The sequence below is a fragment of the Streptomyces sp. genome (assembly GCF_036524955.1).
GTDB lineage: Bacteria > Actinomycetota > Actinomycetes > Streptomycetales > Streptomycetaceae > Actinacidiphila.
In genome coordinates this window covers 1-14876 of the sequence record NZ_DATDBG010000216.1, presented here as the reverse complement: position 1 = coordinate 14876, position 14876 = coordinate 1, and the positions used below count along the sequence as shown (strand labels likewise).

Annotated in this window: 11 protein-coding genes and 1 pseudogene; 2 read left to right on the top strand and 10 right to left on the bottom strand. The window is 72.4% G+C overall.

Annotated features, from left to right (window positions below):
* From VIW71_RS17475 to VIW71_RS17460, 4 genes are all read right to left on the bottom strand, one after another.
* Positions 1-1373, bottom strand: a 1373-nt coding sequence (locus VIW71_RS17475) for a M16 family metallopeptidase (protein ID WP_331623262.1), incomplete at its 3' end; no start/stop codon positions are given.
* A complete protein-coding gene (locus VIW71_RS17470; protein ID WP_331623261.1) occupies positions 1370-3580 on the bottom strand; it encodes a polyribonucleotide nucleotidyltransferase in 2211 nt (736 codons plus the stop codon). The genes VIW71_RS17470 and VIW71_RS17475, both read right to left, overlap by 4 nt.
* A 363-nt stretch (positions 3581-3943) precedes the next feature.
* A complete protein-coding gene (rpsO, locus tag VIW71_RS17465; RefSeq protein ID WP_033173003.1) occupies positions 3944-4231 on the bottom strand; it encodes a 30S ribosomal protein S15 in 288 nt (95 codons plus the stop codon).
* A gap of 142 nt (positions 4232-4373) precedes the next feature.
* Positions 4374-4943 (bottom strand): chloramphenicol phosphotransferase CPT family protein, encoded by a 570-nt coding sequence (locus VIW71_RS17460; RefSeq protein ID WP_331623255.1) that lies wholly within the window; start codon positions 4941-4943, stop codon positions 4374-4376.
* 176 nt (positions 4944-5119) lie between these two features.
* On the opposite strand from VIW71_RS17460, the pseudogene VIW71_RS26625 reads away from it, so the two are divergent.
* Positions 5120-5290 (top strand): annotated as a pseudogene (locus VIW71_RS26625) (SCO5717 family growth-regulating ATPase); the annotation flags it as partial.
* Positions 5291-5340: 50 nt separating this feature from the next.
* Here VIW71_RS26625 and VIW71_RS26620 read toward each other — a convergent pair.
* The gene (locus tag VIW71_RS26620) at positions 5341-6024 is read right to left on the bottom strand and encodes a hypothetical protein (protein WP_414720766.1); all 684 of its coding nucleotides are present in this window, start codon (positions 6022-6024) and stop codon (positions 5341-5343) included.
* On the opposite strand from VIW71_RS26620, the gene VIW71_RS17455 reads away from it, so the two are divergent.
* A complete protein-coding gene (locus VIW71_RS17455; protein WP_414720765.1) occupies positions 5972-8623 on the top strand; it encodes a MinD/ParA family ATP-binding protein in 2652 nt (883 codons plus the stop codon). The two genes, VIW71_RS26620 and VIW71_RS17455, sit on opposite strands and share 53 nt — an antisense overlap.
* A gap of 329 nt (positions 8624-8952) precedes the next feature.
* On the opposite strand, the gene VIW71_RS17450 is transcribed toward VIW71_RS17455, so the two are convergent.
* From VIW71_RS17450 to infB, 5 genes are all read right to left on the bottom strand, one after another.
* Positions 8953-9903: a bifunctional riboflavin kinase/FAD synthetase gene (locus tag VIW71_RS17450; RefSeq protein ID WP_331623263.1), complete on the bottom strand. Its 951-nt coding sequence runs from the start codon at positions 9901-9903 to the stop codon at positions 8953-8955.
* A 1212-nt stretch (positions 9904-11115) separates the two neighbouring features.
* Positions 11116-12012 carry a tRNA pseudouridine(55) synthase TruB gene (gene truB / locus VIW71_RS17445; RefSeq protein WP_331623253.1) on the bottom strand — a complete coding sequence of 299 codons (897 nt, stop codon included), beginning with the start codon at positions 12010-12012 and terminating at the stop codon, positions 11116-11118.
* The gene (gene rbfA / locus VIW71_RS17440; RefSeq protein WP_331623252.1) at positions 12009-12473 is read right to left on the bottom strand and encodes a 30S ribosome-binding factor RbfA; all 465 of its coding nucleotides are present in this window, start codon (positions 12471-12473) and stop codon (positions 12009-12011) included. The genes truB and rbfA overlap by 4 nt, the downstream gene beginning before the upstream one ends.
* Positions 12474-12513: 40 nt before the next feature.
* Complete coding sequence (locus VIW71_RS17435) at positions 12514-12807, bottom strand: DUF503 domain-containing protein (protein ID WP_331623251.1); 294 nt, start codon at positions 12805-12807, stop codon at positions 12514-12516.
* An 82-nt stretch (positions 12808-12889) separates the two neighbouring features.
* On the bottom strand, positions 12890-14876 hold a 1987-nt coding region (gene infB / locus VIW71_RS17430), incomplete at its 5' end, for a translation initiation factor IF-2 (protein WP_331623250.1).

The following is a 14876-nucleotide window of genomic DNA, read 5'->3' as shown; positions in this document are numbered from 1 at the left end:
AGGCGCGCGGCCTGCTTCTCCTTCAGCGAGCCGATGACGGCGAGCGACGGCCGCTGCCCCAGGACGTCGCGGGCCACCGCCCGCACCTCCTCCGGGGTGACGGCGGCGATCCGGGCCAGCATGTCGTCCACGGAGAGCTGCTCGCCCCAGCACAGCTCGCTCTTGCCGATCCGGTTCATCAGCGCTCCGGTGTCCTCCAGGCCCAGCACGGTGGAGCCGGCGAGCTGGCCGATGGCGCGCCGCAGCTCGTCTTCGCCGAGGCCGTGCTCGGCGACCTGGTCCAGCTCGTCCCGGCAGATGTTCAGCACCTCCGGCACCCGTCGCGGCTGGCAGCCCGCGTACACCCCGAACATGCCGCAGTCCGCGAACGACGAGGTGTACGAGTACACCGAGTACGCCAGACCGCGCTTCTCGCGGACCTCCTGGAAGAGCCGGGAGCTCATGCCGCCGCCGAGCGCGGTGTTGAGCACGCCGAGCGCCCAGCGGCGTTCGTCGGTGCGGGACAGGCCCGGCATGCCGAGCACCAGGTGCGCCTGCTCGGTGCGCCGGTCGAGGAGTTCGACGCGTCCGGCGGCCCGGACGGTACGGGCCCCCGCCCGTGGTGGGCGCGGCTGTGCGTCGGTGTGCCGCAGCGCGCCGGCCCGGTCGAAGGCGCGGCGGACCTGGCGCACGACCGTGGCGTGGTCGATGTTGCCCGCGGCGGCCACCACCAGCCGGGTGGGGTCGTAGTGCTTGCGGTAGAAGCGGGCGACCTGGTCGCGGGTGAGCGCGTTGATGGTGTCGACGGTTCCGAGCACCGGGCGGCCGAGCGGCGAGTCGCCGAGCAGCGCGGTGGTGAACAGGTCGTGCACCTGGTCGCCCGGGTCGTCCTCGGTCATCGCGATCTCCTCCAGGACGACGCCGCGCTCGGCGTCGATGTCCTCCTGGCGGATCAGCGAGCCGGTGAGCATGTCGCTGACCACGTCGATGGCCAGCGGCAGGTCGGTGTCGAGCACCCGCGCGTAGTAGCAGGTGTACTCCTTGGCCGTGAACGCGTTCATCTCGCCGCCGACCGCGTCGATCGCGGCGGAGATGTCCAGCGCGCTGCGCCGCTCGGTGCCCTTGAAGAGCAGGTGTTCCAGGTAGTGGGTGGCGCCGTTGAGGACCGTGGTCTCGTCGCGGGAGCCGACGGCCGCCCAGATACCGAAGGTCGCCGAGCGTACGGTCGGCAGGGTCTCGGTGACGACGCGCAGCCCGCCGGGCAGCACGCTGCGGCGTACCGTCCCGACGCCGTCGGTGCCGGGCAGCAGGGTGCGGGTGCGGGTCGTCCGCGTGCGGACGGCCCGCCCCTGAGAGGTGGGGCGGGCCGTCGCCTCGGTGGAGCGGGTCGTCACTGGGCCGACTCGTCCTTCGTGTCTTCCTCACCCTCGATGACCGGGACCAGCGAGAGCTTGCCGCGCGGGTCGATCTCGGCGATCTCGACCTGCACCTTGGTGCCGACGCCGAGCACGTCCTCGACGTTCTCGACCCGCTTGCCGCCGGCGAGCTTGCGGATCTGCGAGATGTGCAGCAGTCCGTCCTTGCCGGGCATCAGCGAGACGAAGGCGCCGAAGGTGGTGGTCTTCACGACCGTGCCCAGGTACCGCTCGCCGACCTCGGGCATGGTCGGGTTGGCGATCTGGTTGATCATCGTGCGCGCCGCTTCGGCCTGGGAGCCCTCGGTGGCGCCGATCAGCACCGTGCCGTCGTCCTCGATGGAGATGTCGGCGCCGGTGTCCTCCTGGATCTGGTTGATCATCTTGCCCTTGGGGCCGATGACCTCGCCGATCTTGTCCACCGGGATCTTGATGCTGATGATCCGCGGCGCGTTCGGCGACATCTCGTCCGGGGAGTCGATGGCCTCCATCATCACGTCGAGGATGTGCAGCCGCGCGTCGCGGGCCTGCTTGAGGGCCGCGGCGAGCACGGACGCCGGGATCCCGTCCAGCTTGGTGTCGAGCTGGAGGGCGGTCACGAAGTTCTTCGTGCCGGCCACCTTGAAGTCCATGTCGCCGAAGGCGTCCTCGGCGCCGAGGATGTCGGTGAGCGCCACGTAGTGCGTCTCGCCCTCGATCTCCTGGGAGATCAGGCCCATGGCGATACCGGCGACGGGGGCCTTGAGCGGCACACCGGCGTTCAGCAGCGACATGGTGGAGGCGCAGACCGAACCCATCGAGGTCGAACCGTTGGAGCCCAGCGCCTCGGAGACCTGCCGGATCGCGTAGGGGAACTCCTCGCGGGTCGGCAGCACCGGGATCAGGGCGCGCTCGGCGAGCGCGCCGTGGCCGATCTCGCGGCGCTTGGGTGAGCCGACGCGGCCGGTCTCGCCGACGGAGTACGGCGGGAAGTTGTAGTTGTGCATGTAGCGCTTGCGGGTCTCGGGCGACAGCGTGTCGAGCTGCTGCTCCATGCGCAGCATGTTCAGGGTGGTGACGCCCAGGATCTGCGTCTCGCCCCGCTCGAACAGCGCGGAACCGTGCACCCGCGGGATCGCCTCGACCTCGGCGGCCAGGGTACGGATGTCGGTGACACCGCGGCCGTCGATGCGGACCTTGTCCCGGATGACCCGCTGGCGGACCAGCTTCTTGGTCAGCGAGCGGTAGGCCGCGGAGATCTCCTTCTCGCGGCCCTCGAACTGCGGCAGCAGCTTCTCGGCGGCCAGGTTCTTGACCCGGTCCAGCTCGGCCTCGCGGGCCTGCTTGCCGGCGATGGTCAGCGCCTGCGCGAGCTCGTCGGTGACCGCGTTCTCCAGCGCCTCGAAGACGTCCTCCTGGTAGTCCAGGAAGATCGGGAACTCGGCGGTCGGTTTGGCGGCCTTGGCGGCCAGCTCGGACTGCGCCTTGCAGAGCACCTTGATGAACGGCTTGGCGGCCTCCAGGCCCGCGGCCACGACCTCCTCGGTGGGCGCCTCGGCGCCGCCCTCGACCAGCTTGATCGTCTTTTCGGTGGCCTCGGCCTCGACCATCATGATCGCGACGTCGCCGTCGTCCAGCACCCGGCCCGCGACGACCATGTCGAACACGGCGTCCTCGAGCTCGGTGTGGGTCGGGAACGCCACCCACTGGCCCTTGACCAGGGCGACGCGCACGCCGCCGATGGGCCCGGAGAACGGCAGCCCGGCCAGTTGCGTGGAGCAGGAGGCGGCGTTGATGGCGACCACGTCGTAGAGGTGGTCCGGGTTGAGCGCCATGACCGTGCAGACGACCTGGATCTCGTTGCGCAGGCCCTTGACGAAGGACGGGCGCAGCGGGCGGTCGATCAGCCGACAGGTGAGGATCGCGTCCTCCGAGGGGCGGCCCTCGCGGCGGAAGAAGGAACCGGGGATCCGGCCGGCCGCGTACATGCGCTCCTCGACGTCCACCGTGAGCGGGAAGAAGTCGAAGTGCTCCTTGGGCTGCTTCGAGGCGCTGGTGGCCGACAGCACCATGGTGTCGTCGTCCAGGTAGGCCACGGCGGAACCGGCGGCCTGACGGGCCAGGCGGCCCGTCTCGAAACGGATGGTGCGGGTGCCGAAGGCGCCATTGTCGATCACGGCTTCGGCGTAGTGGGTCTCGTTCTCCACTATGGGGATTCTCCTCGTCCATGCCCGCGGGGCGTTTCCCCTGGCGGGCCATCGGTGGAGGGGCGTCCTGCCGGGGCCGGTCTTCGATCGAAGCCACCGGGGGTGATGCCACCCGGAGGCCACTACCGAGGACCGGCGTAGGCGGCGAATAGGAGGACGCTCCTCCTCATACGTTGTCAACAGGACCATTGCACCAGACGACGCGGGGGTGGCGCACGTCCTGTGCGCACCCCGCTGCCCGGCGCGAAGTCCTCGGTACGGACCGCACACGGACCCCGCCCGCAAGGACCGCGGGACCGCACACGGCGTATATGGCAAAGGGAGCGGCCCCGTCCTGCGGGAACCGCTCCCCTGCACGGCTTGCTAGCGCACGCCCGCCGCGCCGGCCCGGATCCCGAGCCGCTCGCGGAGCTCACGGAAGCGCGTGATGTCCTTCTTGGCCAGGTACTGCAGCAGGCGGCGGCGCTGGCCGACCAGGATCAGCAGACCGCGACGCGAGTGGTGGTCGTGCTTGTGGGTCTTGAGGTGCTCGGTCAGGTCCGAGATCCGGCGGGACAGCAGAGCGACCTGCACCTCCGGGGAACCGGTGTCGCCCTCCTTGGTGCCGAACTCGGCGATGATCTGCTTCTTCGTCTCGACGTCGAGCGACATGGGGACTCCTCAGGGTGTCGATGGCCTCCGAGCGCCCCCGGTCTTCATCGCGGGGGAATCTCAGGTGACTCGCGAGGCTCGGCCACACGGTGTCGAACCCACGTGTGACCGTCACCCAGAGTACCAGCCCCCATCGGCGTTATTACCACCGGGTCATCTGCCGCCGCAGCCGCCCGAACGCGGTGGCCCCCTGCCCGCTCGCCACCGCCGACTCCACATGCGACTTGATCAACTCGGCGCACTCGCGCGGGGATGCCGTACCGGTGTCGCACTCGATGTCGTACACACCGTGCGCGTGCACCTTTCCGTACTGGGACGCGGCCAGGCCTGGCGGACGGTCACCACGGTCGCGCTCCCGGCGTTCGAGTTCGGCGAGCGGGCAGTGGACGCCGACCAGGAACACCTCGAGGCCGGCCAGGACGGTCAGGCAGTCGTCGAGCCGCCACGGCTCGCTCAGCACGTGGTCGACGACGAGGTCGTTCCCGGCTGCGGCCATGCCGGCGACGGCGCGGTGGTACCCCATCCGGGTGCGCTTGAGTACCCGGTCGAGAGCGGCGGGCGCGATCTCCTTCCGGGCTCGCATCGCGTTGATGCCGTCGACGGCCAGGTGGAAGTACGGGTCGCCGTCGAGGATGCCGAGCAGTTCGCGGGCGATGCTGGATTTGCCGGAACTGGACGTGCCGTTGAGGAAGATGATCCGGCCGGGGCGCACGCAGGAGACCGTACCGGGGGCGTGTCCGCGCGGGGGCGGCGGGAGTTGAGGGAGGGCGGTGCAAAGGTCGGGTGGAAGGGGGCTCGGGGTGGGAGCGGGCCTGACATCGAGGACGTAACGGCGATTAGTCTTGCCCTGAGCGGGGACGGGGGACCCCTCGTGAGGCGCTTGGGAACATGCGCCGCACGGCGGTTGAGCGCAGCAGACCAGGAGGCATTGTGAGCAGCGATCGGGACGAGAACCGCGTGGCCGGGGCCGCCCCTGTCGATGACCCGTCGGAGGCGGACCGCACCGGGGACCACACCGGTGAGTTCAGCCTCGGACCGCGGTTGCCCGCCTGGTACATGCAGGACGCGGGGTCCTCGGCGGAGGAGGACGGCGCGGCGGCGGATGCGGCTCAGTCGCCGGAACCGGCTGATGCGGCGGGGGCGTTGGGCGCGTTCGGCTCCTCGGAGTCCGCGTACTCCGTCGCGCCGGAGTCGTCCGGGACGTCGGCGTCGGACGGGGCGGGGCGACCTGAGCGGGCCGCCGGTGCCGGGTCGGCGGGGGGCGCGGCGGCCTGGGAGCCCGTCAGGTCCTCCGCGTTCGGGGCTTCCACGGCGTCGGACTCGTGGGCGTCGTCCGCGTCGTCCGCTGCCTCGTCGGGTTCGTCGTCCGCGGCTTCGGAGTCCTCGGCGTCCTCGTGGTCGGCCGTGGCCGTGCCGTCGTTCCCGTTGCCGAAGCCGGCGGAGCCCGAGCGGGGGTCCGGGCCGGCTGAGGAACCGGCGGCTTCGGAACCGGCCGCGGAGAGCGAGCGGCCCGGGTCCGCGCTGTCCGTGCCGGGTCCGGTTCCGCGGCCCGGGACGGCGGAACCGGACCCGGTACCGGAGCGAGAGCCGGAGGATCGGCCGTGGCCGGGTTCGGCGACGTCGCTGCCCGCGATTCCGCTGCCGAAGCCGGCGGAGCCCGAGCGGGGGTCCGGGCCGGAGCGTGCGGAGGACAGCGACCGGGAGCCGTCGTCCGAGGCGCCCGGGAAGGGGTTCCCGTCGTTGGGGCCCTCCTCGGCCGGTGAGCCGACGGACGCGCCACGGCACGACAACACGCTGCGGTTCTCGGCAGCCGACCTGCGCCGGGAGATCGAGGAACGCACCGCGGCCGAGGCGGAGATTGGGGAACCGGAGGACGGCGGACCCGCGGCGGACGGGCCCGCTCCGGAGGACGCGAAGCCCGCCACGCGCGCGCCGGTGTGGACTCCGCTGCCGCCGGCGCCCGCGGACGCCGGTCCGTGGGCCCCGGCCGCGCCGCGGAGCCCGGTCCCGCCGCTGCCCCCGCAGTTCGAGCGCGCGGAAACCCCGGAAGCGCCCCACGCCCCGTACCCCGCACCGCCCACCGACGCGAGGCCGCCGCTTCACCCCGGATACCCCGCCGCCGACGAGCCTGCCCGCGCCCCCCTCCACCCGGGCATCCCCAACCCGCCCGCCCCGCAGACCGGCCAGCCCTTTCCCCCAACCCCGGCCGATCCGCCCCGGCCCCCCGCCCCGCAGCAGGACCACGCCTTCCCGCCGTCCGCGGACCGGCCCCTCACCCCGAGCGGCTACGGCCCCCCGCAGCCCGCCGACCGCCTCCCGGCGCCCACCGGATACGGGTTCCCGCAGCCGAACCAGCCCCAGCCCGCAGCCCCGGGGGCACCCCAGCCCACCGACCGGCAGCCCGCACCGGGCGGCTACGGCCCCCCGCAGCCCGCCCAGCCGCAGGCACCGGCTGCGGAGCCCGCGCAGCCCGTCGACCGCCTGCCCGGGTCCGCGGGGTACGGGTTTCCCCAGGCCGGGGGGCCGGTGCCGTCGGGGCTGCCACAGGCGCCGCTCGGGGCCGGGGGGCAGCAGGGGGGCGCGCCGGTCGTGCCATCGCAACCGCAGCCCGCACCCGCACCCGCACCCGCACCCGGTGTCGTACCCACCGGACCTCCGCGCGATCCCGCCGCACCCGGCGTCGTACCGCAGGCACAAGCGCACCCCCCGGCACCGGCCCAGCCGCAACCGCAGTTGTCCGCGGCGCCCGTCAACCCCGGGCAGCCGCCGACCGGTTACGGGTTCCCGCAGCCCGGTCAGCCGCAACCGCAGCCCGAGGCCGGGCCGTTGCAGCCACTGCCCGCGCAGGGCGGGTACGGGTTCCCGCAGCCAGGGCAACCGGGCCGGCCGGGCCAGCCCGCCCCGCAGGACCCGAGCGCACAGGCCCAGCCGCAGGCGGCCCCGTACGGCGGTCCCGTCGACCCGCGGGCCGGCGGGTGGCCCACCGTGACGCCGGACCAGCGGCAGCGCACCTCGCAGGGGGGTGCGCCACTCGGGTACACCGCGGCCGTCGAACTCAGCTCCGACCGGCTGCTGCGCAATCAGCCGAGGCCGAGGAGAACGGGAGGGAACGCTCAGCCGTCCCGTTTCAAGATCGGCGGCAAGAAGGAGGAGGCGGAGCGGCGGCGCAAGCTGGAGCTGATCCGTACGCCCGTGCTGTCCTGCTACCGGATCGCCGTGATCAGCCTGAAGGGCGGGGTCGGCAAGACCACGACCACCACCGCGCTCGGAGCGACGCTGGCCAGCGAGCGGCAGGACAAGATCCTGGCGATCGACGCGAACCCGGACGCCGGCACGCTGGGCCGCCGGGTGCGGCGGGAGACCGGCGCGACCATCCGTGACCTTGTCCAGGCGATCCCGTATCTGCACAGCTACATGGACATCCGCCGGTTCACCTCGCAGGCGCCGTCGGGCCTGGAGATCGTCGCGAACGACGTGGACCCCGCGGTGTCCACGGCCTTCAACGACGAGGACTACCGGCGGGTGATCGACGTGCTGGGCCGCCAGTACCCGGTGATCCTCACCGACTCCGGCACGGGTCTGCTCTACAGCGCGATGCGCGGCGTCCTCGACCTGGCCGACCAGCTGATCATCGTGTCCACGCCGTCGGTGGACGGTGCGTCCAGCGCGAGCACCACGCTGGACTGGCTGTCCGCGCACGGCTACGCCGAACTCGTGCAGCGCAGCATCACCGTGATCTCGGGTGTCCGGGAGACCGGCAAGATGATCAAGATCGAGGACATCGTCGCCCACTTCCAGACCCGGTGCCGGGGCGTCCAGGTCGTGCCGTTCGACGAGCACCTGGCGGCGGGCGCGGAGGTCGACCTGGACCTGATGCGGCCGAAGACCCGGGAGGCGTACTTCAGCCTGTCCGCGATGGTCGCCGAGGACTTCATCCGGGCGCAGCAGGCGCAGGGGCTGTGGACCAGGGACGGGGGCAACCCGCCGCCGGTGCAGGCACCGCCGCTGCCGGGTCAGTACGCGGCCCCGGGCATGTACGGGGGCGCGCCGACCGGTTACCCCCCGCCACCCCAGCAGGGCGGCTACCCGGCCCCCGACCAGCCGGGGCAGCCCGGGTACCCGGGCTGGCCGATGCAGCCCGGCCAGGTCCCGCCGGGCCAGTACGGGGCGCCGCCACCGCAGGCCCCGCAGCCCTACCCGCCGGCCCAGCACGGCTCGGCCCCGCAGCCCTTCCAGCCGCAGTCGCCGCAGCCCCAGGCACCCCAGCCGCAACAGGGCTGGCCGCAACAGCCGCCGCCACCGCAGCCGGCCCAGGACCAGCAGAGCTACGGTCATCCCCCGCAGGACCAGCAGGGTTACGGCTACCCGCCGCCACCCCCGCCGCAGCAGTAGCGGCGCCCCGCCCGCGTCCTCGCACCCCCGGGAGGCCGCCGCCGCGACCGTCCGCGGCGTCGGCCTCCGGCGCACCCGCCCCCGGGGTCCGCAAGGCGAGGCCGGACCCCGTCGCCCCGTCGCTCCGCTCCCGCAGCAGGTCCGCCTGCCGTGGTGCCGTGCGTACTCCGCGATCAGTCCCACAGACCGTGAACGCCGCGCGCGCTCAGCCAGGACCGCGCGCACCGGCCCGGACGGAGCCGGAGCCCGCCGGGGCTGTTCCTCGTGTCCGGATCCCGGCCGGTACGGGTCCCGCGGTTCGCCGCGCCCCCGCAGGGCGCCGGCTCCGGCTACTGACCTGCCGCGTCCACCAGTTCACGCGCTCGCTTCACGTCGTCCGCCATCCGTTCGAGCAGTGCCTCGATCGTGTCGAACTTCTGCATGCCGCGCAGGTAGGCCAGGAAGTCGACCGCGACGTGCAGCCCGTAGAGGTCGAGATCCACCCGGTCGATCGCGTACGCCTCGACCGTACGGGCCGTGCCGTCGAACGTCGGGTTGGTGCCGATCGAGATCGCCGCGGGCATGGCCTCGTCGTCGACGTGCAGCCAACCCGCGTAGACACCGTCCGCGGGGATCGCGGTGTGCGGCAGCGTCTCCACGTTGGCCGTGGGGTAGCCGAGTTCGCGACCGCGCTGGGCGCCGCGCACCACCACGCCCTCGACCCGGTGCGGACGGCCGAGCACCTCCGCGGCGGCCTCGACGTCGCCCTGGGCGACCAGACGCCGGGTCAGGGTGGAGGAGAAGGGTTCACCGCCGCCGGCCTCGCCGCGCATGAAGAGGTCGACGACCTCGAGCTCGTAGTCGTGCTTCTGGCCGAGCTCGGAGAGGAACTCCACGTCCCCCGCCGCCTTGTGGCCGAAGCGGAAGTTCGGGCCCTCGACCACGTACTTGGCGTGCAGCCCGTCGACCAGCACGACCTTGACGAACTCGCTGGGCGACAGCTTCGAGAACTCGCTGGTGAAGGGCAGGATCAGCAGCGCGTCCACGCCGAGCGCCGCGACCAGCTCGGCCCGCCGGTGGTGCGCGGACAGCAGCGGCGGGTGGCTGCCGGGCCGGACGACCTCGGTCGGGTGCGGGTCGAAGGTGACCACGACCGTGGGCAGCCCGAGCGCGCGGCCCCTGGTCACCGCCCGCCGCATGATGAGCTGGTGGCCCCGGTGCACTCCGTCGTACGAGCCGATAGTGACGACGCTGCGTCCCCAGTCATCTGGAACGTCCTCCAAGCCCCGCCAGCGCTGCACCTTGACGCTCCGCTTCTTCACCGAATCACTGACCTGTCGTCCTGCAGGTCCAAGCCTGCCATGCCGGTGCGCGGCGCTGTCCACCGGCACGGTCCGCGCGCCCGCCGCCGGCTTTCCGACCTGCGGCGCCCGTACGAAATGTGATGACGGCCGCGGACCCCGCGCGTACTCGCGGGCCCGGCCGCCCCGGTTACGGGCGCGACTTTAGCCCGGCCCGGGCGGCCCGCGCCATCCCATCCGGTGAAGGAAGCGCCACAACGAGGCCGTGATCCCGCCGGGGCGCGACGAAGAGGCGGCTGATCGCGCGGATCACGGCGGGCGGCCGGCCGCGGTCGCCGCGTGAGACGCCGAGCACGGAGGAGATTTGTTCGACTGACGGCGGTACGACGGCACGCCGTACCCGGCGGGAGCGGGGTCACCCGGTGTGCTCGCGGGTGTCGCGGCCGGCCCCGAAGTGCGGAGGGTGGGGGGCGAGTTCGACGACGCGGCGGTCGAAGCGGGCGGCGCCTTCGGGGGTGCGGCCGCGCAGCAGGTCCAGGGGTGGACCAGGCCGTGGGTGAGGACGGGTTGCCTGCGCGAGCACGTCCCCCGGGGGCTGTTGGAGGTCGTCGGCGGCGAAGTGCCGCGGCGCGGCGGGCAGATGACCTGGTCACGTCGTCGGGCCGCGAACCAGCGGGCCGAGCACGGCGTCGTGTCCGCGTGCAGTCATTCGGGGCGGGCGAGGATGGCGAGCGCGGCATACCGCGGCGGTTCGCGGTCGGGCTCCGCAGCAGTCCGCGGTCGGCCTCCGACCGTACGAAGGGGCGGCGCGGCGGCCGTACGTGCGGCCGCGGCATGCGGTCGGGGGCACGGGTCGTGCGCCCGGCAGTGGCGAGGCGGCGTACGGCCGCGATTTCGTCCTCGGCGAGGGAAAATGCCCCGTTTCGCCCCTGTTCGACGGTGAACGCCTGATGATCCCGCCTGGATCACGGGACGAGAGCGCCCCCGTGCGACCCCCCGTTCACTCCGAGCGCCCGTCCGTGGGGGTGATTTCCGGGTGCCGGATGGACAAGGACAGGTCAGGGGATCGGAGGGGATCGTGTAGCGGGAGCGCTCAGGGGACAGGCGGTCCCGCTACACGGCGTACCGCCGGGCCGGGCGGCAGGGCCACTGCCGTACGCGTCCGGCGACCGCACGTTGGCCCGCGATCGCCCCGGCCGACGACGACCCCGTCTACTGCCCGAAGCCCGCCACGATCCTCGCCTGCCCCTGCTTCTCCTCGACCAGTGCGAGGAACCGCCCGTCAGGCCCGAAGACCGCGTTCGGCCCGTCCGCCAGGGCCGGTGCCTTGATCCGTACGCCGTGGCCCAGCAGCCGAGCCTGTTCGGCGTCCACGTCCCAGCGCGGGAAGGCCGCGTCCGCCGCCTGCTCGATCGGCAGGACGGCGAAGGACTCCTCCAGCTGCTCCAGGGTACGGGCGACGCCGAGTCCGTACGGGCCGACGCGCGTGCGGCGCAGTGCGGTCAGGTGCCCCCCGACGCCCAGCCCGGCGCCGAGGTCACGGGCGAGCGCGCGGATGTACGTACCGGAGGAGCAGACCACCGTGACGTCCAGGTCCACGACGTCCGGCACGTCGGCGGGGACGCGCATGGCCTGGACGGTGAAGGAGGAGACCGTCACCGGCCGGGCGGCCAGTTCGAACTCCTCGCCCTCCCGGACCCGGGTGTACGACCTGACCCCGTTCACCTTGATCGCGCTCACCTTGGAGGGCACCTGACGGATGGACCCGGTCAGCGCGGCGATGCCGGCGTCCACCGCCTCCCGGGTGACGCCGGTGGCGGGGACCTGTGCGGTGACCTCGCCCTCCGCGTCGTCGGTGACCGTGGTCCGGCCGAGCCGGATGGTGGCCGCGTACTCCTTCTCGGTCAGGGCCAGGTGCCCGAGCAGGCGGGTGGCCTTCTCCACACCGATGACCAGCACGCCGGTCGCCATCGGGTCGAGGGTGCCCGCGTGCCCGACCCGCCGGGTCCTGGCGAGCCGCCGCAGCCGTGAAACCACCCCGTGCGAGGTGAGCCCGCCCGGCTTGTCCACGACGACCAGCCCCGACGGACTCTCAGACGTGCGTGTCATGCCGGCGACGTACCGTCCTCGCTGTCCAGCGCGTCCTCGTCCTCGGCCGGCTTGCGGTACGGGTCGGCGTCCCCCGCGTACTGCGCGTCCGTGGCGGCCTTGCGGACCTCCTCGTCGGCCGCGCGGGCCTTGGCGAGCAGGTCGTCGATGGTGCGGGCGTTGTCCGGGAGAGCGTCGGCGACGAAGGCGAGCGTCGGGGTGAAGCGCACCCCGGTCTGCCGGCCGACCTCGGAGCGCAGCACGCCCTTGGCGCTCTCCAGCGCGGCGGCGGAGGCGGCGCGTTCCTCGTCGTCGCCGTAGACCGTGTAAAAGACCGTCGCCTCCCGCAGGTCACCGGTGACCCGGGTGTCGGTGATCGTCACGTAGCCCAGCCGGGGGTCCTTGATCCGCCGTTGCAGGGTCTCCGCGACCACGACCCGGATGCGGTCCGCCAGCTTGCGCGCCCGCGCGGTGTCGGTCATCGTCTTCTTCTCTCTGTCTTCACTGTTTCGGGTCGTTCGGTCACTCGTCGCCGCCGTGGATGCGCTGCCGTACCGACAGCAGATCCACCTCCGGCCGGGCGGCCATCCAGCGCTCGCACCGGTCGAGTACGTCCTTGATGTGCGCGAGATTCCCGGACACCACCGCGATTCCTATCTCCGCCCTGCGATAGAGGTCCTGCTCGCCGGTCTCGGCCGCGCTGACCGCGAACTTCCGCTGCAACTCGGCGACGATCGGGCGGACGACGGACCTCTTCTCCTTCAGCGACCGTACGTCACCGAGGAGCAGGTCGAAGCACAACGTGCCTGCGTACATGGGAATGACGGTACAGGCGACGACCGGGGCCGATCGACGGAATTTACTCCGCCGACCGGCCCCGGCTCACCGGCGCACCGGGTCAGCCGCGGGGCTTCTCCCGCATCTCGTACGTCGCGATGACGTCGTCGATCTTGATGTCGTTGTAGTTGCCGAGGTTGATACCGCCCTCGTAACCCTCACGAATCTCGGTGACGTCGTCCTTGAAGCGGCGCAGGCCCTCGATGGTGAGGTTCTCCGCGACGACCTTGCCGTCACGCAGCAGCCGGGCCTTGGTGTTGCGCCGGACCTCGCCGGAGCGGACCAGCACACCTGCGATGTTGCCGAGCTTGGAGGAGCGGAACACCTCGCGGATCTCGGCGGTGCCGAGCTCCACCTCCTCGTACTCCGGCTTGAGCATGCCCTTGAGGGCCGCCTCGATCTCCTCGATGGCCTGGTAGATCACCGAGTAGTACCGGACGTCCACACCCTCGCGCTCGGCCATCTGCGTGGCACGCCCGGCGGCGCGCACGTTGAAGCCGATCACGATGGCGTCGGAGCCGGTCGCCAGGTCGATGTCCGACTCGGTGACCGCACCCACGCCGCGGTGCAGCACGCGGATGTCGACCTCCTCGCCGACGTCGAGCTGCATGAGCGAGGACTCCAGGGCCTCGACCGAACCGGACGCGTCGCCCTTGATGATGAGGTTGAGTTCCTGCACCTCACCGGCCTTGAGCGCCTCGTCCAGGTTCTCCAGCGAGAACCTGCGGCCCTTGCGGGCGAACGCCGCGTTCCGCTCGCGGGCGGCCCGCTTCTCGGCGATCTGCCGGGCGGTGCGGTCCTCGTCCACGACGAGGAAGTTGTCACCGGCACCGGGCACGTTGGTCAGACCGAGGACGAGGACCGGAGTCGACGGGGTCGCCTCCTCCACGTTCTCGCCCTTGTCGTCGAGCATCGCCCGGACGCGGCCGTACGCGTCGCCGACCACCATGGTGTCGCCGACCCGCAGGGTGCCGCGCTGGACCAGGACGGTCGCCACCGCGCCGCGACCGCGGTCGAGGTGCGCCTCGATCGCGATGCCCTGCGCGTCCTGCTCCGGGTTGGCCCGCAGGTCGAGCGAGGCGTCCGCGGTGAGGACCACGGCCTCCAGCAGGCTGTCGATGTGCAGGCCCTGCTTGGCGGAGATGTCGACGAACATGGTGTCGCCGCCGTACTCCTCGGCCACCAGCCCGAACTCGGTGAGCTGACCGCGCACCTTGACCGGGTCGGCGCCCTCGACGTCGATCTTGTTGACCGCCACCACGATCGGCACGTCGGCCGCCTTGGCGTGGTTCAGCGCCTCGATCGTCTGCGGCATCACGCCGTCGTTCGCCGCGACCACCAGGATCGCGATGTCGGTGGACTTCGCACCACGGGCACGCATGGCGGTGAACGCCTCGTGACCGGGGGTGTCGATGAAGGTGATGCGGCGCTCTTCGCCGTTGACCTCCGTCGCCACCTGGTAGGCGCCGATGTGCTGGGTGATGCCGCCGGCCTCGCCCGCGACCACGTTGGTCTTGCGGATCGCGTCGAGCAGGCGGGTCTTGCCGTGGTCGACGTGACCCATCACGGTCACCACCGGCGGCCTCGGCACGAGGGCTTCCTCGCCGCCCTCGTCCTCGCCGAACTCGATGTCGAAGGACTCGAGCAGCTCGCGGTCCTCCTCCTCCGGGCTGACGATCTCCAGCACGTAGTTCATCTCGTCGGCGAGCAGCTCCAGGGTGGAGTCGGACACCGACTGGGTGGCGGTGACCATCTCACCGAGGTTGAGCATCACCTGGACGAGCGACGCCGGGTTGGCGTTGATCTTCTCGGCGAAGTCGGTGAGCGAGGCGCCGCGCGACAGGCGCACGGTCTGACCGTTGCCGCGGGGCAGCAGCACGCCGCCCACGGACGGGGCCTGCATGGCCTCGTACTCCTGGCGCCGCTGCCGCTTGCTCTTACGGCCGCGCGCCGGACGGCCACCGGGACCACGGCCGAACGCACCCTGCGTGCCGCCACGGCCGCCCGGACCGCCCGGACGCCCGCCGAAACCGCCGGGACGCGGACCG